The organism is Streptomyces sp. NPDC099050 (genome assembly GCF_044759865.1).
Classification (GTDB): Bacteria; Actinomycetota; Actinomycetes; order Streptomycetales; family Streptomycetaceae; genus Streptomyces.
This window is the reverse complement of sequence record NZ_JBIWAE010000007.1, coordinates 231407-252190: the sequence shown is the minus strand read 5'-3', so window position 1 is coordinate 252190 and position 20784 is coordinate 231407. Positions and strand designations below refer to the sequence as shown.

The 20784-nt window shown below is 72.2% G+C and carries 14 protein-coding genes; 9 read left to right on the top strand and 5 right to left on the bottom strand.

Features of this window, described 5'->3' with window-relative positions:
- Positions 1-207: 207 nt before the first annotated feature.
- Both glgP and ACIQV3_RS14945 read left to right on the top strand, forming a co-directional pair.
- Positions 208-2856 (top strand): alpha-glucan family phosphorylase, encoded by a 2649-nt coding sequence (glgP, locus tag ACIQV3_RS14950; protein WP_403712798.1) that lies wholly within the window; start codon positions 208-210, stop codon positions 2854-2856.
- Between the two features lie 237 nt (positions 2857-3093).
- Positions 3094-3612 carry a hypothetical protein gene (locus ACIQV3_RS14945; RefSeq protein ID WP_403712797.1) on the top strand — a complete coding sequence of 173 codons (519 nt, stop codon included), beginning with the start codon at positions 3094-3096 and terminating at the stop codon, positions 3610-3612.
- 78 nt (positions 3613-3690) lie between these two features.
- On the opposite strand, the gene ACIQV3_RS14940 is transcribed toward ACIQV3_RS14945, so the two are convergent.
- Together ACIQV3_RS14940 and ACIQV3_RS14935 are read right to left on the bottom strand one after the other, a co-directional pair.
- Positions 3691-5151: a nitronate monooxygenase gene (locus tag ACIQV3_RS14940; protein WP_403712796.1), complete on the bottom strand. Its 1461-nt coding sequence runs from the start codon at positions 5149-5151 to the stop codon at positions 3691-3693.
- Positions 5152-5376: 225 nt separating this feature from the next.
- Positions 5377-7641 (bottom strand): M4 family metallopeptidase, encoded by a 2265-nt coding sequence (locus tag ACIQV3_RS14935; protein ID WP_403712795.1) that lies wholly within the window; start codon positions 7639-7641, stop codon positions 5377-5379.
- 432 nt (positions 7642-8073) lie between these two features.
- Here ACIQV3_RS14935 and ACIQV3_RS14930 point away from each other — a divergent pair, with 432 nt between their 5' ends.
- A complete protein-coding gene (locus ACIQV3_RS14930; RefSeq protein WP_403712794.1) occupies positions 8074-9549 on the top strand; it encodes a sugar transferase in 1476 nt (491 codons plus the stop codon).
- A 24-nt stretch (positions 9550-9573) separates the two neighbouring features.
- Here the strand turns inward: ACIQV3_RS14930 and ACIQV3_RS14925 are convergent, their stop codons facing one another.
- On the bottom strand, positions 9574-10539 hold the full coding sequence (locus ACIQV3_RS14925; protein WP_403712793.1) for a GDP-L-fucose synthase family protein: 966 nt from the start codon (positions 10537-10539) through the stop codon (positions 9574-9576).
- Positions 10540-11513: 974 nt separating this feature from the next.
- Between ACIQV3_RS14925 and gmd the strand changes: the two genes are divergently transcribed.
- The 4 genes from gmd to ACIQV3_RS14905 all read left to right on the top strand — a co-directional run bounded on the left by gmd (position 11514) and on the right by ACIQV3_RS14905 (position 16725).
- Positions 11514-12527, top strand: coding sequence for a GDP-mannose 4,6-dehydratase (gene gmd, locus ACIQV3_RS14920; RefSeq protein ID WP_327304460.1), 1014 nt, complete (start codon positions 11514-11516; stop codon positions 12525-12527).
- A 252-nt stretch (positions 12528-12779) separates the two neighbouring features.
- Positions 12780-15563 (top strand): LamG-like jellyroll fold domain-containing protein, encoded by a 2784-nt coding sequence (locus tag ACIQV3_RS14915; RefSeq protein ID WP_403712792.1) that lies wholly within the window; start codon positions 12780-12782, stop codon positions 15561-15563.
- A 79-nt stretch (positions 15564-15642) separates the two neighbouring features.
- A complete protein-coding gene (locus tag ACIQV3_RS14910) occupies positions 15643-16326 on the top strand; it encodes a hypothetical protein (RefSeq protein WP_403712791.1) in 684 nt (227 codons plus the stop codon).
- A gap of 186 nt (positions 16327-16512) precedes the next feature.
- A complete protein-coding gene (locus ACIQV3_RS14905) occupies positions 16513-16725 on the top strand; it encodes a hypothetical protein (protein ID WP_403712790.1) in 213 nt (70 codons plus the stop codon).
- Positions 16726-16795: 70 nt separating this feature from the next.
- Here ACIQV3_RS14905 and ACIQV3_RS14900 read toward each other — a convergent pair whose 3' ends face one another.
- Positions 16796-17917: a glycosyltransferase gene (locus tag ACIQV3_RS14900; protein ID WP_403712890.1), complete on the bottom strand. Its 1122-nt coding sequence runs from the start codon at positions 17915-17917 to the stop codon at positions 16796-16798.
- A gap of 8 nt (positions 17918-17925) precedes the next feature.
- Entirely contained in the window at positions 17926-18465 is a 540-nt protein-coding gene (locus ACIQV3_RS14895) for a WcaF family extracellular polysaccharide biosynthesis acetyltransferase (protein WP_403712789.1), read from the bottom strand.
- Positions 18466-18577: 112 nt separating this feature from the next.
- Between ACIQV3_RS14895 and ACIQV3_RS14890 the strand changes: the two genes are divergently transcribed.
- Both ACIQV3_RS14890 and ACIQV3_RS14885 read left to right on the top strand, forming a co-directional pair.
- Positions 18578-20086, top strand: a complete 1509-nt coding sequence (locus tag ACIQV3_RS14890) for a hypothetical protein (RefSeq protein ID WP_403712788.1) — start codon at positions 18578-18580, stop codon at positions 20084-20086.
- A gap of 77 nt (positions 20087-20163) precedes the next feature.
- Positions 20164-20745 (top strand): TetR/AcrR family transcriptional regulator, encoded by a 582-nt coding sequence (locus ACIQV3_RS14885; RefSeq protein WP_403712787.1) that lies wholly within the window; start codon positions 20164-20166, stop codon positions 20743-20745.
- The last annotated feature ends 39 nt before the right edge of the window (positions 20746-20784 follow it).

The window sequence follows — 20784 nt, the reverse complement described above, 5'->3', positions numbered from 1 at the left end:
TGGGACTAACGGATGTCCACACCTCCGCTGTTCCGTTACGCGGGCCCGCCCGACGGGAACGAGCGCACAGGCCCTGGGGCCCTTGGGCGCCGCTGGAGGCGCCATGGCCGGGTGGGGCGGGCGACGCTAGCCTTCCGAGGGTGACGCTCGCGGTGCACAGCGTGGTGCGGCCGCTTCGATCCGTAATCCCCTGCGAAGGTGGAACGCGTGAAGGCTATCCGTCGATTCACCGTGCGCCCCGTCCTCCCCGAGACCCTCTCGCCGCTCGCCGACCTCGCGCGCAACCTGCGCTGGTCCTGGCACGCCGAGACCCGCGAACTGTTCCAATCCGTCGATCCCGAGGGCTGGCAAGCCGCCTGCGGGGATCCCGTCCGGCTGCTCGGCGCCGTGTCCGCCGCGCGCATCACCGAGCTCGCCGGGGACCGGCGGTTCCTGAGGCGGCTCGCCGTCGCCGCCGCCGACCTCGATGACTACGTCCACGGCGGGAGGTGGTACCAGAGCCACGAGGCGGCCGCGGAGCTGCCCGCCGGCATCGCCTACTTCTCGCCCGAGTTCGGGATCACCGCCGCCCTGCCCCAGTACTCCGGCGGGCTCGGGATCCTCGCCGGGGACCACCTCAAGGCCGCCAGCGACCTCGGCGTCCCCCTGATCGGTGTCGGACTCCTCTACCGGCACGGCTACTTCCGCCAGTCCCTCTCCCGGGACGGCTGGCAGCAGGAGCACTATCCGGTGCTCGACCCCAACGAACTGCCCCTCGCGCTCGTGCGCGAGGAGGACGGCACCCCCGCGCGGGTGTCCCTGAGCCTCCCCGGCGGCCGGGCCCTGCACGCGCACGTCTGGCAGGCCCGCGTCGGCCGGGTGCCGCTGCTGCTCCTCGACTCCGACGTCGAGGAGAACGACGCCGTCGCCCGCGAGGTGACCGACCGGCTGTACGGGGGAGGGAGCGACCACCGGCTGCTCCAGGAGATGCTCCTCGGCATCGGCGGGGTGCGGGCCGTCAGGGCCTACTGCCGGATCACCGGGCATCCCGACCCCGAGGTGTTCCACACCAACGAGGGCCACGCCGGCTTCCTGGGGCTGGAGCGCATAAGAGAACTGGAGGGGCAGCAGGGACTCGGCTTCGACGCCGCCGTCGAAGCCGTCCGGGCCGGCACCGTGTTCACCACGCACACCCCCGTCCCCGCCGGCATCGACCGCTTCGACCGGGCCCTGGTCGCCCGCCACTTCGGCGACGGCGGCGAACTGGCCGGCGTACCCGTCGACCGGATCCTGGCCCTCGGCGCCGAGACGTACCCCGGCGGCGACCCCGGGGTGTTCAACATGGCGGTGATGGGCCTGCGCCTCGCGCAGCGGGCCAACGGGGTCTCCACCCTGCACGGCGCCGTCAGCCGCGGGATGTTCGCCGGGCTGTGGCCGGGCTTCGACGCCGCCGACGTGCCCATCACCTCGGTGACCAACGGCGTGCACGCCCCGACCTGGGTGGCGCCCGAGGTCGTCAGGCTCGGCGCCAAGCAGATCGGCGCGGGCCGCACCGAGGACGCGCTCTCCGTCGGCGGCTCCCAGCGCTGGGACGCCGTCGCGGACATCCCCGACCAGGACGTCTGGGACCTGCGCCGGGTGCTCCGGGAGCAGCTCGTCCAAGAGGTACGGGACCGCCTGCGCGCCTCCTGGCGCCAGCGCGGGGCCGCCGACGCCGAGCTCGGCTGGGTGGACTCGGTCCTCGACCCGGACGTGCTGACCATCGGCTTCGCCCGCCGGGTGCCGTCCTACAAGCGGCTCACGCTGATGCTGCGCGACCCCGACCGGCTGCGCCGCCTGCTGCTGGACCCGGACCGGCCCGTGCAGATCGTGGTGGCGGGCAAGGCGCACCCCGCCGACGACGGCGGGAAGCGGCTCGTCCAGGAGCTGGTGCGCTTCGCGGACGACCCCCGCGTGCGCCACCGGATCGTGTTCCTGCCCGACTACGGCATGGCCATGGCCCAGAAGCTCTATCCGGGCTGCGACGTCTGGCTGAACAACCCGCTGCGCCCGCTGGAGGCCTGCGGCACCAGCGGGATGAAGGCGGCCCTCAACGGCTGCCTCAACCTCTCCGTCCTGGACGGCTGGTGGGACGAATGGTTCGAGCCGGACTTCGGCTGGGCCATCCCGACCGCCGACGGGCTCGGCGCGGACGAGGACCGTCGCGACGACCTGGAGGCGAACGCCCTCTACGACCTGATCGAGGGCCGGGTCGCCCCCCGGTTCTACGACCGGGCCGGACAGGCCGGACTCCCGGTGCGGTGGATCGAGATGGTCCGGCGCACCCTGGTCTCCCTGGGGCCCAAGGTGCTCGCGGGACGCATGGTGCGGGAGTACGTGGAGCGGCTCTACGCTCCGGCCGCGCTCTCCCACCGCGCCCTGACCGCGGACGCGGCCCGGGACCTCGCCTGGTGGAAGGGCCGGGTCCGCGCGGCCTGGCCGCAGCTCACCGTCGAGCACGTGGAGGCCCTGACCGCGGGCCCGGTCGGCGGCACCGCCGAACTCGGGGCCACCCTCACCCTGCGCGTGCAGGTCTCCCTCGACGCCCTCGCCCCCGAGGACGTGGAGGTCCAGGCCGTCGCGGGCCGGGTCGACGCGCAGGACGTGATCCAGGGCGGGCGGGCCTTCCCGCTCAAGCCCGCCGGCGGACCCGACCTGGAGGGCCGCTGGCTGTACGAGGGCCCGCTCGCCCTCGACCGTACGGGGCCCTTCGGCTACACCGTGCGGATCCTGCCGGCGCACCCGCTGCTGGCGACCCCGGCCGAACTGGGCCTGGTGGCCGGCCCCGCCACGGGCGCGGACACGGACGCGGCGGGAGGCGGTGTGGTGCTGCGGTAGCCGCCCCGGAGGCTCGTGGGGCCTCCTCGTACGCCCCGGATCCGCGCGGATCCGGGGCGTACGGACGGTCGGTGCCGGAAGGGACACGGGAGGGACCGGGAGGGTGAACCTTCGAACGCGCTGCCGTGCCGAACCGTCTCATCGAGCCGTTCCGCTCCTACGCTGCCCGCGGATGCCCACCGGACCTGGCATCCGAGGAACCCGAGGAACCCCAGGAACCCCAGGAACGGACTTCCCATGCGTCTTCGTACCACCGCCATCGCGCTCACGGGCGCCCTCGCGCTCGTCCTGCCGGCCGCCGGACTGTCGTACGCCAACGACCACGACGACCGCGAGAACCTCGGCACGCTGCATTACCGGTACAGCGACGACGGTGACACGCGGCACGGCCGGATCGAGCCCGCCGACAACGACACCTGCTACCAGCTGACGCACGCTTCCCGGAACCACCCGGCCTTCCAGGTGCGCAACGACACGGAATCGCTGGCGCTGCTGTTCGAGGACCGCTCCTGCGGCGGCCGGGCCGTGGAGACGCTGGAGCCGGGCGAGCGGGCGGATGACCTGGAGGTCCGCTCGGTCTACTTCAAGCCGACCGACGACTGGGACGACCACGGCCGCCACGACGGCCGGCACGACGACGACCGCCGTGACGACTGGCGCGACGACGAGGACCGCGGCATCGGCGGCCGCGCCGCCGCCGCGCCGGCCGACAAGACCTCGGCCATCCTCGACTCGGTCTTCCGGTCCATCGGCTGATCCGCGACCGGTGAGCGTGAAGGGCCCGGCTCCCTGGAAACCACAGGGGGAGCCGGGCCCTTCACCTGTTTCGGGGTCTCAGCGGCCGGCGGGCCGGTCCGCGCCCGCCGCGAGCCAGTGCACCACGTCCGCGGCCGTGTACGGCTCGGCGTTCGGGGCGAGCCGCGGGAGGAACGACAGGTCCTTGCCGATCGTCACCAGCGGGGGCTCCACCCGGCCGTGCGGCCGCCGCTGGGCCAGCCCGATCGTGGCCAGCAGCCCGTTGCACAGGCACTGGCGGCCCTTGGTGTCGGAGGCCTGGCCGCCCTTGCGGACGAACGCGGCCACCGGCTCGGCCGCGCACCGGTAGACCAGACCGCGCGGACCCCGTACGGGGGTGCGCAGGAACCCGAGGTCGCAGACCCGGCGCCGGGCCTCGGACACCTCCGGCTCGGAGACCGTCCCCGGCAGGTCCGCCACCTTGAACGGGAACGAGGTGGGGGAGGCCTCGGGGTCGTTGCGGACCGAGAGGGTCCCGGTGTGGGCCCGGTCCAGCAGCTCCTCGCGCAGGTGACGGGCCATGCCCGACTCCTCGCACAGGGCGAAGGCGCTGCCGACCTGCACCCCGGCCGCGCCCTCGGCGAGCGCCCGGGCCACGGCCTCGGGGCCGGCCTGGCCGCCGGCGAGCCAGAAGGGCAGCCCGAGCGCCGCCATCTTGGCGAGGTCGGGGCTGTCGCGCGGGCCGTAGACCGGCTCGCCGTCCGCGTCGAGCCTCATCGGCCCGCGCGGCGGGGCGCTGTGGCCGCCGGCCTGGCTGGTCTCGATCACGAACCCGTCGGGCCGGGTGATCTCGTCCCGGGCCAGGTAGGTGGCCAGGACCGGGAGCGAGACGATGGCCAGCACGTGGGGGCGGCGCAGCGGGCCGGGCAGGTGCCCGGCCAGCAGGGCCGCGGGGTCGAAGAGGTGCTCGAGCTCCTCCTCGTCGCCCTCGACGCGGATCTTGCTCACGCAGCGTTCGTAGCGCGCCAGCCTCGAGGCGAGGGCAGGGATCTGACCGGGGACTCCCGCGCCCACGAGCACGTAGTCGACGCCTGCCAGGATCGCGCCGAACATTGCGGGGGCCGTGGCGAGCTGGATCTTCTCCAGGTAGTTGATGCCGATGACACCGTCATGTCCCTCCTTGGCGAGCCAGACCTCGGCGAAGTTGCCGAGGACGGTGAGGATCTCGGCCTGCGATCCGCCCATCGCCCGCAGTCGCGGGGTGGTGCGCATCGCCACGCCGTCCGCGAGGCCTTCCTCGCGGAAGTAGAGGTCGAGGGCGGTCTGGGCCAGCTCCGGCAGCGGGAAGGCCGCCAGGGCGCGGCGGGCGTGGCCGCCGGGGTCGCCGGTCTGCAGCACGCGGGCCAGTACGACGTCCAGGGCCGTGCCGGAGACCACGCCCAGCTGTCCCTCGCCGGAGACGGCCCGGGCCAGTCGCCAGCCGGAGACGCCGACGCCCATGCCGCCCTGGATGAGCCAGGGGTGCTGTGCGGCGGGGGCGTTCGTGGGGGTCTGCGGCATGGGTCACGTCCTCGGAATCACCCGAACCTACGGTTCCGTAGGTTCGCTGAATTCCACTATGACCCCGCGGCCGCCCACCGGATGGCGCCGAAGGTCCCGGCCCTCAGGGGCGCTGGGCCCTGTCCGGCCGGGGCCAATGGAACAGGGCCGCCCGGGGAGGTCTTCTCCCGGGCGGCCCCGTGGTCTAGCGGATCAGCTCTGGTTCACCCGCGGCCCCGGTGGGGGTCAGAAGGTGAGCTTCCAGCTGTCGATCTTGCCGGTGTCGAGGTTCGCGTTGTCGTTGACACGCAGCTTCCACACACCCTGGGCGACCTCCGAGGAGGCGTTGACCGTGACGGACTTGATGATGTTGTCCGCGCTGCCGCCGGTGCGGTTGTGCAGGTTGTACAGGGTGCCGTCGGGGGCGACGAGGTCGACCTTCAGGTCACCGATGTACGTGTGCAGGATGTTCACGTCCACCTTGAGCGTGCTCGGGGCGTTGCCCGTGCGGTTCACGGTGATCGGGGAGTCGACCGTCGCGTTGTCGGCGATCGCGAAGTCGGTCGTGTTCTCGAAGACGCTCGGCTGCGAGGTGCCGACCGTCCAGGTGAACGCCGCCGTCCCGGTCTGGTTCGCCGAGTCGGTCACCGTGACGGTCACGTTGGACGTGCCCGCCGTGGAAGCCGTACCCGAGATCAGGCCGTTGGAGGAGTTGATCGACAGCCCGGCCGGCAGACCGGTGGCCGCGTAGCTCAGGGCACCCGCGTTGGTGCTGGTGGCCTGGACCTGGAGGCTGACGGCGCTGCCCGTGACGGTGGTCTGGTTGCCCGGGTTGGTGACCGTGACGCCGTTCACGATGCGCGGACCGACGTTGATGGCGGCCCAGGCGTTCGCGGCGTTGTTGTACGTGGTCGAGCCGGCGCCGTACAGGTCGGCGGCGGCCTGCAGGGTGGCGGTACGGGCGGCCGCGTAGTTGGTGTTCGACCTGAACAGACCGGTGGTCAGGGCGCGGAACCAGATCTTGGACGCGGCGTCACGGCCGATCGCGGTGACCGGGAGGCCGTCGGAGGTCGGCGAGTCGTAGCTCACGCCGTTGACGACCTTGGCGCCCGAGCCCTCGGAGGCCAGGTAGTACCAGTGGTTGGCCGGGCCCGAGGAGTAGTGGACGTCGATCGAGCCGATGCCCGAGTACCAGGCGTCCTTCGACGAGCCGTCCTTGCTCGGCTTGTCCATGTAGCGCAGCGGGGTGCCGTTGCCGCGGATGTCGATCTTCTCGCCGACCAGGTAGTCGCCGACGTCCTGCGGGTTGGCGGCGTAGAACTCGACCGCCGCCGCGAAGATGTCGGAGGTGGCCTCGTTCAGGCCTCCCGGCTCACCGCTGTACGTCATGTTGCCGGTGACCGAGGTCAGGCCGTGCGTCATCTCGTGCGCGGCCACGTCGGTGGAGGTGAGCGGCTTGGCGTTGCCGTCACCGTCGCCGTACGTCATGCAGAAGCAGGAGTCGTCCCAGAAGGCGTTCACGTAGTTGTTGCCGTAGTGGACCCGGCTGTACGGGGAGACCCCGTCGTTGCGCAGGCCGTTGCGGCCGTGGACGTTCTTGTAGTAGTCCCACGTCACCTGCGCGCCGTAGTGGGCGTCGGCGGCGGCCGTCTCCAGGTTGGCCGGCAGGCCGTTGCCCCAGACGTCGTCCGTTCCGGAGAAGAGCGTGCCGGTGCCGGAGGTGGCGCGGTTGAGGTTGTTGGTCTTGTGACCGCCGCGCGTGGCGTCGCTCAGCGTGTAGTTGCTGCCCGACTGCGTGGTCCCGATCGTCACCTGGCCGCTGTACATGGTGTTGCCGGTGCCGGTCTCGATGCCCTGCCACTCGGTGATCTTCGCGCCGGTCCTGGCGTTGGTCACCACGTGCAGCTCGCTGGGCGTGCCGTCGTGCTGGAGGCCGCCGACGACGGTCTCGAAGGCGAGGACCGGAGCGCCCTCGGCCGCCCAGATCACCTTGCGGGCGCCCTTGGTGGCCTTGGCGTCCTTGGCACCCTCGGCCTTGGCGGCGGAGAGGGCCTGGCCCTCCGCGGCGGACGGCGCGACGGTGGCGGTGGTGTCCACCTTCAGGTCGTGGTGGGTGGCCTTGGTGACGCTCTTGGTGACGCCGCCCTTGGCGTGGACGGTCAGGTCACCGCCGAGCACCGGTATGCCGTCGTAGGTGCGCTCGTACGTGGTGTGGGTGGTGCCGTCCGCGTCCTTGACCACGTCGCGGACGATGAGCTTCTCGCCGCTGCCGAGGCTGAGCGCCTTGGCGGCCTGCGCGGTGGTGGAGTTGGCCTCGGCCAGGAGCGTCGCACGCTCCGAAGCGCTGAGTTTGAGATTGGCCGCGCCAGGGTTGGCCTGGACGACCGATCCGGCCTGCGACGCGGTGGCGTCGGCGGTGGCGGATCCGGTCTGGATGCCTACGGCGAGGAGAGCGGCCGCGGCAACAAGCGCGCCGGCCGTGGTGGCACGCCGCTGGGGGGTGGGACTCAACGCAGACTCCTTCTGCAAGGGGGGTTCCGGATGGCTGGGTGGGCCTCCGGGCAGATCGGGCTGGTGCGAAGAACGGTCGAAGAGTGCCACTTGAGCGCCGTGATGTCAGGGCCGCGTCAAAAGGTTGGCCGGAAATCGTTCGTTGTCCGAAGAGACGTATCCGGTATGCGGAGCATTCACTTTGGAATGAGAGAGGGGCCGTCCGGAGATCCCCGGAGATCCCCGGAGATCTCCAGGGGCATACGGGGGCGTCCGGGGGTGGAAAGCGGACCGCCGGCCGCTAACGCTTGGGCAACAAGATGTCCGGTTCCCGGAAACGGCATTTAACGTACGGGCGTTTGTCGTACTGTTTCCCGGTGCGTCTGATGTCCGCTGCCTGGGGAAGCCGGGGACTCGCGCCACCGTCTGAAAGACCACGTGCCAGGGGGGCCCATGAGGCATGTCCATATACCTGTGCAAAGAGTGGCCGGTTCGGCCCGGTTGTCGGCCATGCCGGCCCGGGGCCTCGGCGACAAGGCCCGTTGGTACCTGCCCGCCGCGGTCGCCGCGGACCTGATCGGCGCGGGAGTCCCCGTCGGCCTGGTCTTCGGGGCCGCCCAGCAGGCCCGGCCGCTGTTCTGCGCCCTCGGCGCCGCCCTGGCCTGGACCGGCGTGCAGCTGGTGCGCCGGCGCTACGCGGGCCGCGCGCTCGGCGAATCCCGGGGAGTTCTGCCGGTCGTACACGACTGGCTGATTCTGATCGGTGTGCTCGCCGTGGTCCGGGTGGTCACGGGTGAGAACACCCCCCGGCTGTCCGCCCTCGGCGCCCTCGTACCCGCTCTGCTCCTCACCGTCGCCTGCCACAAGCTGACCTACCGCCATCTCTCCGCGGCCCGGCGCGAGGCCCAGGCGGTGAGCCGGGTGCTGGTCGTCGGCGAACCCGCCGCCGCCGAGTCCGTCATCGGACACCTCGCCGCGCGCACCGACCACCCGTACGTGGTGGTCGGCGTGGTCCCGGTGGGTCCCGGCCCACTGGACCACGGGGTCCCCGTGGCCGCGCGGCTCGGCTCCGCGACGGCGCAGACCCCGAACGGGGACTCCGCCGCCGTGCTCGGCGCCGTCGCCACCCACCGCGCCGACCTGGTGCTCGTCGCACCGGGAGCGCAGCTGGCGGGGGAGCGGCTGCGGCGGATCTCCTGGGCCCTGCACGACGCCGGGCTCGAACTGGCGGTCTTCCCCGGCCTGGTGGAGGTCTCCGTCAAGCGGCTGGAGACCCTGTCCGCGGGCGGCCTGGCCATACTGCGGGTGGCGCCGCCGGTGAGCCGCGGCGTACAGCCCCTGCTGAAGTCGGTACTGGACCGGGCGGGCGCGGCGCTCGGACTGGTCCTGCTGTCGCCGGCCTTCCTCGCGATGGTCCTGGCGATCCGCTTCGGCTCGCGCGGACCGGCCTTCTACCGGCAGCGGCGCATAGGCCGCGACGGGGTCCCCTTCGTCATGTGGAAGTTCCGCACGATGGTCGTGGACGCGGATGCGCAGAAGGCCGAGCTGTCCGGGGCCAATGAGAACGACGGCCTGATGTTCAAGATGCGCCGCGACCCCCGGGTCACGCGCGTGGGCCGGCTGCTGCGCCGCACGTCCATGGACGAACTGCCCCAGCTGATCAATGTGGTGGCGGGCAACATGTCCCTGGTCGGCCCGCGCCCGCCGCTTCCGGAGGAGGTGGCCGAGTACGACGAGGTCGAACTGCGCCGGCTCGCGGTGCGGCCGGGGATGACCGGGCTGTGGCAGATCAGCGGGCGGTCCGACCTCTCGTGGGACGAAACGATCCAGCTCGACCTGCAGTACGTGGACAACTGGTCGTTCACCAGTGACGTCGACGTCATGGGCCGCACGCTCCGCGCCGTCGTCGACGGTCGCGGAGCGTACTGAGGCACCGGGGCACCTCGCTTGGGATCAGCTCCGCGTGCCCGTCCGCACGTCGCTCTGCTCGCGCCACCAGGCGTAGGTGGAGGCGATGCCCTCGCGCAGCGGGACCGCGGGCTTCCAGCCGAGCCCGCGCAGCCGGGTCACGTCCAGCAGCTTGCGGGGCGTCCCGTCGGGCTTGGAGGTGTCCCAGGCGAGCCTGCCCCGGAAGCCGGTCACCTCGGCGACGGTCTCCGCGAGGGACTTGATGGTCAGGTCCTCGCCGCAGCCGATGTTCACCGGCTCGGCGCCGTCGTACTCGCGCAGCAGCACGGCGCAGGCGGCGGCCAGGTCGTCCACGTGCAGGAACTCCCGGCGGGGCGTGCCCGAACCCCACAGCGTGACCTCCTCGCGGCCCTCGGCGGCGGCCTCGTGGAAGCGGCGGATGAGGGCGGGCAGGACGTGCGAGGACTCCAGGTCGAAGTTGTCGCCCGGGCCGTAGAGGTTCGTGGGCATGGCCGAGATGTACGAGGCCCCGTACTGCTTGCGGTACGACTGGACCTGGACGATGCCGGCGATCTTCGCCAGGGCGTACGCCTCGTTCGTCGGCTCCAGCGGGCCGGTCAGCAGGGCGTCCTCGCTGATGGGCTGCGGGGCCAGCTTGGGGTAGATGCAGGAGGAGCCGAGGAACAGCAGCCGGCCCACCTCCGCGGCGTGCGCCCCGGCGACGACGCTCAGCTGGATCTTGAGGTTGTCCTCCAGGAACTGCACCGGGAACGTGCTGTTGGCCATGATCCCGCCGACCTTGGCGGCGGCCAGCACGACGGCGTCGGGCCGGACGTCCCGCAGGTACGCCGCGGTCGCGGCGGCATCGCGCAGGTCGAGGTCGGCGCGGCCGCGGGTGAGCACCTCGTACCCGTCGGCGGTGAGCCGGCGGACGACCGCGGACCCCACGAGGCCGCGGTGTCCGGCGACGAAGACGCGGGCGTTCGGGGGCAGGAACGGCGAACTTGTCATACCGCCGATGATGCCAGTCCGCTGTCCGCGGCTTTACGGGGGAGCCCCGGCCCGGGTCGGCCGCCGCACGCCCCGGGGTGCCACCCCGGGGTGCCCCCGGGCCCCGCTGCGGGTCGGCTCGGCGCCGACCTTGGGCCGTGCTCCGGGGCCGACCCCGGGATCCGCTGCGGGGGCAACCCTGGCGCCCACTCCGGGGCTGGCTCCGGGCCGCCCTGCCGGGGTCAGCCGGTGGCGGGACGGGGGTGGAAGCCTTGGCGGGCGGGCCGATTTCGGGTGGCAGGGGCCAGTCCGGTACATACCGCCCCGCAAGGGGGCGAGGGGGCCCGATCCGGCGGGAGGGGCTCCGGACGGAGCGTGTACGGTACCCATCCGGTACCCGTCTCCAGCCCCCTGGCGGCGGACCGCAACAGCATCCCGGGCCCGGCCCCACTCCACATCCGGCGGCCGGCCCGAACACCGGGGGCACGGCCCCGAGCCGCAGACCCGGCGCCTGGTCCCGACCCGGACCCGGTGTCCGACCCCGACCCGGGGCTTGGTCCCGACCCGGACCCCGTGTCCGACGCGGACCCGGCGCCTGGTCCCGACCCGGACCCGGTGTCTGACGCGGACCCGGCGCCTGGTCCCGACCCGGACCCGGTGTCCGACCCCGACCCGGGGCTTGGTCCCGACCCGGACCCCGTGTCTGACGCGGACCCGGCGCCTGGTCCCGACCCGGACCCGGCGTCTGACCCCGACCCGGGGCTTGGTCCCGACCCGGACCCGGTGTCCGATCCCGACCCGGGGCTCGGTTCCGGCCCGGGACTCGGTCCCGAGCCGCGCCGGGGCCCCGTACGACGAGGCGTGACCCCGAGCCGCATCCGGGGCCGCGCCCCGAGCGACACCCGGGGCGCCCGCCCCGAACCGAACGGCTCCGGCCCGCACCCCGGGGCGCAGCCACGACCGCACCGCACCGCAACGATCCCCAGGGGGACCCAATGGGCAAGACCGCGCTGATCACCGGCGTCACCGGGCAGGACGGCTCGTACCTCGCAGAGCTCCTGCTCTCCAAGGGCTACACGGTGCACGGGCTCGTGCGGCGGTCCTCCAGCTTCAACACGGAGCGGATCGACCACATCTACCAGGACCCGCAGACGGCGAACCGTTCCCTGGTCCTGCACCACGCCGACCTCTCCGACGGCGTCGCCCTGGTGAACCTGCTCCGCGAGATACGCCCCGACGAGGTCTACAACCTCGGCGCCCAGTCCCACGTCCGCGTCTCCTTCGACGCCCCGCTCTACACCGGTGACGTGACCGGCCTCGGCGCCCTGCGCCTGCTGGAGGCGATCCGGGCCAGCGGCGTGGACACCCGCATCTACCAGGCCTCCTCCTCGGAGATGTTCGGCGCCACCCCGCCCCCGCAGAACGAGGCCACCCCGTTCCACCCGCGCAGCCCGTACGGCGCCGCGAAGGTGTTCGCGTACTGGACGACGGTGAACTACCGCGAGGCGTACGGAATGTTCGCCGTCAACGGGATCCTCTTCAACCACGAGTCCCCGCGCCGGGGCGAGACCTTCGTGACCCGCAAGATCACCCGCGCGGTCGCCCGGATCAAGGCCGGTCTCCAGGAGAAGCTCTACCTCGGCAACCTCGACGCCGTCCGCGACTGGGGCTACGCCCCGGAGTACGTGGACGCCATGTGGCGGATGCTCCAGCAGGACGAGGCCACCGACTACGTCGTGGCCACCGGCGTCGCCGCCACCGTGCGCGAGTTCGTCGAGGCCTCCTTCGCGCACGCCGGTCTCGACTGGAACGAGCACGTTCGCTACGACCCCAAGTACGAGCGCCCCAGCGAGGTCGACGCCCTGATCGGCGACGCGTCCAAGGCCCACGATCTGCTCGGCTGGAAGCCGACGGTCCTGGTGGCGGAACTGGCCCGCATCATGGTGGATTCCGATATCCGGCAGGTCGAGGACCAACTGGCGGGCGCCAGCGTCCGCATCGACCGCTGAGGCCATATATTTCGCCTACGATTTGCCCTGTCCCGGTCATTCGCGCACCTTGTGGCGGGTGTGACCGGGGCAAATCTGCCGTATGTCCGTAGTGCTCCATCCGCACCGGACCCGTTGATTCCAAGTTGGTATGCAATGGGTCAAGCGTGGTGACCAGGCCCTCGCGTGAGCCCTAGTCTGCGCCAGTACATATGGCTGTTCCGAAAGATGCCGAACCAGCCATTCAAGCCGGGCAATTGCCCTGGGGGGCTCATGCGTAGATCCAGAGGGCTGACTGCTGCCCTCGCCCTGTCACTGGCCGGCGCCGGCACCGCGGTAGGCCTGGTGCTGATACCCGAGGCGTCGGCCATCACGCAGCCGGTGGCCTTCACCGCCGACAACCTGCCGACGTGGCAGCCCAACGGGATCGTCTGGGCGATGGCGGAGGCCAACGGCACCGTCTTCGCCGGCGGTACCTTCTCGGCCGTCCGCCCGCCCACCGGCGGCGCCGGCGCGGAGCAGGAAGCCGTGAACTTCGTCGCGCTCGACGCGGCGACCGGCGCCCCCACCTCCTGCAAGCTCTCCTTCACCATCGGCGAGGGCACCGCGACCGTGCGCGCGCTCACCGTCTCGCCGGACAAGAAGACCCTCTATGCGGGCGGCTACTTCGGAGCCGTCAACGGAACCCGGGTCTCCAGCGTCGCCGCCATCGACATCGCGACCTGCGCCCCCAAGGCCTCGTTCGACCCGAAGTTCCCGGCCACCGTGCGCGCGCTCACCGCCACCGACACCACCCTGTACGCGGGAGGGGACTTCAGCACCGTCGAGGGCTCGACCCGCGAGCGGTTCGCCGCGGTCGACGCCACCTCCGGTGCGCTCAAGCCCTTCACCGCCAACGCCGACGAGCCCGGCCGTGCGCTCCAGCTCAGCAACGACGGCAAGAACATCCTGCTGGGCGGTGACTTCTTCACCGTCAACGGCGCCCAGAGCCACGCGCTCGCCGTCGTGAACGCCACCACCGGAGCCGTCACCAAGACGTACGGCACCATCCCCTCGATGTCGGTGATCAAGTCCATCACGGCCGACTCCACGGGCTACTACACCGGCGCCGAGGGCACGGGCGGCTTCGACGGCCGCGTCGCCCTCGCCACCGACTTCAGCGAGAAGTGGCGCGACCAGTGCCTGGGGGCCACCCAGGCCGTGCTGCCGTACGACGGAGTCCTCTACAGCTCCTCGCACGCGCACAACTGCAGCTCCGAGGGCGAGTTCCCCGACGGCAAGCGCCACTTCCTGCTGGCGCAGCTGACCGACTGGGGCAACGGCGGCCTCGACGCCCCGTCCGCCGTGAACGGCTTCGTGCGCAGCCCGGGCAAGCTCGGCTGGCACCCCACCACCAACGACGGCCTGGAGGAAAGCGAGGGCATCGGCCCGCGCGTGATGGCCATCGCGGAGAAGGACTCCACCAAGTACATGTGGGTCGGCGGTGAGTTCACCCTCATCAACGGCAAGGCCCAGCAGGCCCTGACCCGCTTCGCCTCCACCGGCGACGTCGGCGCCCCGACCACCCCGGTCTCCAGCGTCTCCAGCGTCAAGCCCGGCGAGGTCCAGGTCCGCTGGCGCGCCAGCTACGACGCGGACGACAGCAAGCTGACCTACCGCGTCTACCGCAACGGCTCCGCGACCCCGATCGCCACCGTCAGCGCGAGCTCCCTGGAGTGGCTGCGCCGGCAGGCCTCCTGGACGGACACCACGGTCAAGGCCGGCGCGTCCTACAGCTACCGGGTCACCGCCACCGACGCGGCGGGCAACACCAGCGCCCTGTCGGCCACCACCTCGGTCTCGGTCCCGACCGCGGTCAGCGCGTACCCGAACCAGGTCCGCGAGGACGGCGCCAACCTGTACTGGCGCTACGACGACGTCGTCAGCCCGTACGTGGCCGACTCCTCGGTCTCGGGCAACACGAGCGGCATCCAGCTCAACGCCCCGGCGCTGCGCCAGACCCCGGGCGCGGTCACCGGCGCCAGCACGGCCATGGGCTTCAACGGCACCAGCCAGCAGGTGTACAGCGACCACCGCCAGACGGTCGGCAGCAGCTACACGCTGGAGACCTGGTTCAAGACGAACACCACGCGCGGCGGCAAGCTGATCGGTTTCGGCAACAACCAGCACCGCAACAGCAACCAGTACGACAAGAACATCTACATGACCAACACCGGCCGGATCTTCTTCGGGGTCAACCCGGGCTCGACGAAGACCATCTCCACCGGTCTGTTCGACACGTTCAACGACAACAAGTGGCACCACGTCGTCGCCACCCAGGGCCCCTCCGGCATGACGCTGTACGTGGACGGCAAGGCCAAGGACAGCTCCAGCACCAGCGGCTCCCAGGCGATCGAGGGTTACTGGCACGTCGGCGGCGACAACCTCGCCGGCTGGTCCTCCCGCCCCACCAGCAACTTCTTCGCCGGCCAGATCGACGAGACGGCCGTCTACCCGAAGGTGCTGACCGAGGCCCAGGTCAAGAACCACTACGACCTCGCGAAGGCCGCCACCGACACGGTCTCCAAGGTCACCGCGACCGAGGACACCTACATCAACCAGGGCGCCCCCAGCACCGCCTACGGCACGTCCACCTCGCTGGCCGTCCGCGGGACCCAGGCCTACGAGACGTACCTGCGCTTCGACATCCCGGCCGCTCCGGCCGGCACGGTGCTGAAGTCCGCGTCCCTCCAGGTCAAGACCACGACCGCGGCGAGTGCCGGCACCACCGACACCGTCTCCGTGGTTCCGGTCACCGGCACCTGGAGCGGTGCGGGAACGACCTTCAAGAGCAAGCCCACCCTGGGCACCACTCCGATCGGCTCCTTCGCGGGCCTGCCGGACGGATCGGCGGTCCAGAGCACGCCGCTCGACACCGCCGCGCTCTCCGCGGTGCTGGGCGGCAGCTACAGCCTGGGCCTGACGAGCACGGGTACCAACCCGCTGTGGATCTGGTCCTCGGAGTCCACGGCCGTGGACGCCAAGCCGCAGCTGACCCTCACCTTCGGCGTGAAGTAACCGCTTGACGGAGTGCGGGGCCCGGCCGTTTCGACGGCCGGGCCCCGCACGCCCATCTCATACGTACGGGAGCCACCTCATGTACCGACGCTCCGCAGCGGCCGCCGTCCTGCTGGCGGCCGCCCTGACGCTGACGTCCTGCAGTTCGGGCGGCGACGGCAAGGCCGAAGCCTCGGCCGCCTCGCCCAAGCCGCCGGCCGCCTCCTCGGCGCCCGACCCGGCCGACGCCCCGGTCACCCCGTCGCAGCCCCCGGCGGACGCGAAGCCGACGGGTCCCGTCCTGCCGGACACGAAGCTCGTCCCGAAGACGGGCAGCTTCACCGCGCCGCAGAAGCAGTACCTGAGCGGCCGGGTCCCGGAGAAGACGGACCCGGCGGCCGTCCTGCAGAGCGGCCAGGAGGCCTGCCAGCGGGTGGAGCGCACGGCGAAGCGGGACAAGGACGCGGCGGTCGGCGCCCTCGTGGCCGGGGAGATCCCGGGCGCGAAGGACGCGATCACCTACCTCTGCCCCGAGCAGAAGCCGGTCCTCGACGCCGCGGCGAAGGGCTTCCCGGACGGTACGAAGCAGTCCCCGGCGGCGGGCACCTACCGCGCGCTGACCCAGAGCACCACGTGCGTCTGGGAGACCAAGGGCAAGGACGGCGCCGCCCTCGCCTCGGGCCCGCAGACCCCGCCGAAGCCGGGCGAGAAGATCACCGCCAAGATCCCGGCGGGCACGGCCCAGTTCGTCTCGAACGGCTGCTACGCCTGGATCCCCGCGTAAGGCCCCCCCCAGGCGCCTCGGCGCGCTGCGCCGGACTCCGTCCCCCGATGGTCCGCGCGACCCGGGCGCCACGCCCCCGCTGCCCGAACACCCGGGCAGCGGGGGCGTTTCCGTTCCCGCATCGGGGGCATCCGCGCCTCCACAGGGCGGGGCTGCACCCCGTCCCCGAAGCTGGAGGCGAATCCCATGAGAGGCATCAGCGGTTGCATAGGCCTGATCGTGGTGGGGGCCATCCTCACCTTCGCGAGTGACTGGCAGCTGCAGAGCGTCAACCTCGACCTGGTCGGGGTCATCATGATGGTCGCGGGCGCCATCGGCCTCGCGGTCTACGCGAGCGTGGCCAAGCGCCGCCGCGTCGGCGCCCTCCCGGTGGTCGACGAAACCCGCCGCGGCCTCTGAGGCCGAAGCGGGCCACCCCAGGAGCGGGCCACCCAGAAGCGGGCCACCCCGAAGCCCGGGTCCCCGCACCTCAACTCCGGCGCAGGGCGCCCTCGTACACCGGCATGAGGGCGTCCAGGACCGCGTCCATCGAGAAGGCGGACGACGCCAGTTCGCGGGCGGCCTTCGAGGTCGTGGAGTTCTCGGCCGGTTCCAGGAGGGACAGGATCGCTTCCGCGACTCCGGCCGGGCCCGGGTCGACCGCGCGGCCCGCGCCCGCGCGGGCGATGTCGCGGGCCAGACCGTTGGAGTGGGTCACCACCGACGGGACGCCCACCGACAGGGCTTCCAGGACCGACATCGGGAACGGCTCGTCCACGGAGGGCAGTACGTAGACGTGGGCGCGGCGCAGCTCCGTCAGGACCTCCGCGCCGGACAGGGCGCCCGGGACCGTGAAGCGGGCGGAGAGGCCCAGCTCCGTGATCCGGGCGCGGACCGCCGCGAGCTCGCCCTCGTCCGGGCCGGCCACCACGAACTCCGCGTCCGGGTGCGCCGCCAGGACGGCCGGGGCGGCGTCCACGAAGTCCACCGGGCGCTTGCGGGCCTGCAGGCGGGCCGAGTAGAGGATCCGCGGGGGCCCGGACGGGGCGGGGCGCTCCTCCTGGGCCGGGGTGCCGTTGACGAGCCGGACGGTGTTCGGGAGCGGCGCCCCGGCCACGGCGTCGAGGCCCTCGCGCTCGTGCGGGGTGAGGTACAGCAGTGCGTCGGCGGCGCGCAGGAGGCGGCGCACCGCCAGCGCGTCCAGCACCTTGGCCAGCAGTTTCCCGCTCGGGTCGACCATGCCGTGGGTCTGTAGGACCAGGGGTTTGCCCGCCCGCAGCGCCGCCAGGGCGACGGGCAGGGTCACCAGGTCCCGCGCCAGGTGCACGTGGACCACGTCCGCGCCCCGCACCAGGCGGCCCGCGGAGGCGAGCAGGGCCGGCGAGGTCATCCCGCTGAAGCCGAGGGGGAGCAGGCGCCGGGCGGGGAAGAGCTTCGCCGGGACCCCTTCCACCGAGGTCGGCCAGGGCTCCGGGAACCCCTCGCCCAGCGCCAGCAGGCTCGCCTCGTGCCCACGGGCCCGCAGCCCCTTGGCCAGGTTCAGCGCGACCCGCACCGGCCCGCCGAAGGCGTGCGTGGGGGAGTGCAGGGTGACGGCGTGCAGAACTCTCAAGGGGGTGCTCACTTCGGCTCCTCGACCGGGCGGCGGTGCCCGTCCTGGGTCTGCAGGGTCAGCGCGGGGAGGTCCTTGTGGACCACGGACCCGGCGCCCGCGACCGCGCAGCGGCCGATGGTCACGCCGGCCAGCACGGTGGCCCGTACGGCCACCCACGCGCCGTCCCCGACGGTGATGGGCGCGTTGCGGTAGCGGAAGTCGGCGGCCCGGTGGTCGTGCGAGCCGGTGCACAGCAGCGCCTCCTGCGAGAGGCAGGCGTGCGCGCCGATCGTCACCGGCTCCAGGTTGAGTATCCAGGCGCCCTCGCCGATCCACGCGTGGTCGCCCACGGTCAGCTTCCAGGGCCACAGCACCCGCACTTTGTGGCGGATCAGCACCCCTTCGCCGATCCGTGCCCCGAAGGCGCGCAGCAGCGCCACCCGCAGCCGGGCGGGGCACAGCCAGCTCATGAAGAGCGTGTTCATCACGGCGAACCAGAGCGCCTGCGTCAGCCGCCCGCGCCCCTTGTCGTATCCGGCCAGCGTGAAGGCAGGAAGATCACGCACAGGCACCCCCTCACAGTCCGGCCCCCGACGGCGCCTCCCGAGGCGCCTCCCCGGGCGCCGACCGCGTCAGACTAGACTGCGGCCGGATCAGGCACAGGGGGTGGGGGCAAGCGTGGCGACCGACATACGCGGGACCGTCGCCCGGCCGGTACCCCCGCGCCCGGATGACGAGAAGACCTGGGGCAGGGTCACCACCCCGCGGACCCTGCTCTCGCGGGCGCTCTCCGTCCCGCTGGCCCTCGGGTTCACCGTCTTCCTGCCGCTGTTCGTCGCCGTGCAGCCCGGCGCCGGCCAGCACGACGCGGCCTTCTGGCTCCAGCTCCTGCTCACCATGTACGCGGGTGCCCGGCTCTCGGCGATGGTCCTGACCAGCCGCCGCAAGCTGCTCCAGGGCTCCTTCTGGCTCTTCGTCTACATGGCCATGGGCGTGGCCCCGCTCGCCCAGGCCGTCCTCGGCCAGGTCCCGACCCCCGTCGTCGGGCCGCGCTCCGACCTCACCGCCGCCATCGGCCTGGTCCTGCTGGGCTGCGCCGCCTTCGACGTGGGCGTGCTGCTGGCCCGGCACCGGCCGGCGGGCCGCGCGGGCGGTTCGCTGAAGGAGCCGCGCCCGGTCATGGCGCACCGTCGGCGCCTGCACCTGCTCGTGGCCGTGGCGTTCCTGGGCAGCGCGGCCCTGATCGTGAAGCTCGGCGGCCCGGCGGTGTTCTTCTCCAGCCGCCAGGAGATCATCGCGGGCATCGAGGAGGCGGGCGTCTCCCAGGACGGCCAGGCGGGGCAGGCGCTGCTGCGCGGCTTCGGTACGGTCCCGGCCCTGCTGGCCCTGCTGCTGTACACGCGCTGGCTGATCACCTCGAAGTTCGCCCGCCGCAAGGTGTCGATCATCGTCACCTGGTCGGCGCTCATGGTCCTCAACCTGATCGTCAACAATCCGATCTCGAACCCGCGCTATTGGTTCCTGACGGTCATGTTCGCGATGCTCTTCACCGTCTTCCCGGTGAGCGCCGCGATGTACCGGGTGGCGCTGTCCATGGCCGTGGTGGTCGCCCTCCTGATCTTCCCGTTCGCGGACCGCTTCCGCTACGACGAGAAGAACTACAAGCCGGTCGAGACGACCTCGTTCCTGGAGCCGATGGCGCTCAAGGACTACGACCAGATCGGCATGTTCGCCAACACCATCACCTTCGCGGAGTCCGGCCCCGGGCACTCCTACGGGCGCCAGCTCGCGGGATCGGTCTTCTTCGCGGTGCCGCGCTCGGTGTGGTCGAGCAAGGCGCGGGACACCGGCGTGATGGTCGGCCAGTGGATGGGCACGGTCAACACCAACCTGTCCTCCCCGATCTGGGCCGAGCTGTGGATCGACTTCGGGCCGCTGGGCATGGGGGCGGGGCTCCTGGGGATGGGGTACGCCGCCGCCCGCGTCGACCGGCGCTACGCGAAGCGCGCCCGGCGCAGCTCGCCGCCGGGGAGTCTGATCTCGACGGTGGTCCCGCTGGTCGCGGGGTACTCCTTCATCCTGCTGCGCGGGCCGCTGCTCCAGGCCTCGGGCCGGATCGCCATCGCGGGGATGTGCCTGGCGCTCGTGGCCACGTACCGGCAGGACAGGGCCACCTCCCTGCGCTGACCGCGGGTCGGGCTGCAACTGTTCCACAAGTGCAGTCGGTCAACTTGTGCACCGAATACGTGCCGTCGGTAGGTCCCATGACCGAGACAGTCGGGCGCCGCGAGCGCAAGAAGGCCCAGACCCGCAAGGCCCTCGCCGATGCCGCGCTGCGCCTGTTCCTGGAGCGCGGGTACGACAAGGTCGGCGTCCGTGACGTGGCCGAGGAGGCCGACGTCTCGGTGACCACGCTGTTCAAGCACTTCCCGAGCAAGGAAGCGCTGGTCTTCGACGAGGACGGGGATGTCGAGGCCGCGCTCGTCTCGGCGGTACGGGACCGTGCGCCCGGACAGTCGGTCCTGCACTCCCTGCGCGAGCACTTCGTGGAGACCCGGGCGACCCGCCGGAGCGGCGATCCGGCGGTGATCGCCCACCGCACCCTGGTCCGCGAGACGCCGGAACTGGTGGAGTACTGGGACCGGATGTGGCGGCGCCACGAGTTCGCGCTCGCCGCCGCCATCGCCGCCGAGGCCGGAGCCCCCGAGGGCGACCTCAGGTCCGCGGCGCTGGCCCGGTTCGTGATGGACACCGCGAGCCTGATCCGCGGCCAGGAGGACCAGCGCCGCGCCATGCTGGACCTGTTCGCCCTGATCGAGGCGGGCTTCGGCGACACGCAGGCCTGACCGGGTCACGCAGGCGTGACCGAAACATCCCGGCCCGAC

Coding starts and splice junctions, on each gene's coding strand:
- ACIQV3_RS14945 (WP_403712797.1), top strand. CDS start 3,094: ATGCGTCTTCGTACCACCGCCATCGCGCTCACGGGCGCCCTCGCGCTC.
- ACIQV3_RS14940 (WP_403712796.1), bottom strand. CDS start 5,151: ATGCCGCAGACCCCCACGAACGCCCCCGCCGCACAGCACCCCTGGCTC.
- ACIQV3_RS14930 (WP_403712794.1), top strand. CDS start 8,074: ATGAGGCATGTCCATATACCTGTGCAAAGAGTGGCCGGTTCGGCCCGG.
- ACIQV3_RS14925 (WP_403712793.1), bottom strand. CDS start 10,539: ATGACAAGTTCGCCGTTCCTGCCCCCGAACGCCCGCGTCTTCGTCGCC.
- gmd (WP_327304460.1), top strand. CDS start 11,514: ATGGGCAAGACCGCGCTGATCACCGGCGTCACCGGGCAGGACGGCTCG.
- ACIQV3_RS14915 (WP_403712792.1), top strand. CDS start 12,780: ATGCGTAGATCCAGAGGGCTGACTGCTGCCCTCGCCCTGTCACTGGCC.
- ACIQV3_RS14910 (WP_403712791.1), top strand. CDS start 15,643: ATGTACCGACGCTCCGCAGCGGCCGCCGTCCTGCTGGCGGCCGCCCTG.
- ACIQV3_RS14905 (WP_403712790.1), top strand. CDS start 16,513: ATGAGAGGCATCAGCGGTTGCATAGGCCTGATCGTGGTGGGGGCCATC.
- ACIQV3_RS14885 (WP_403712787.1), top strand. CDS start 20,164: ATGACCGAGACAGTCGGGCGCCGCGAGCGCAAGAAGGCCCAGACCCGC.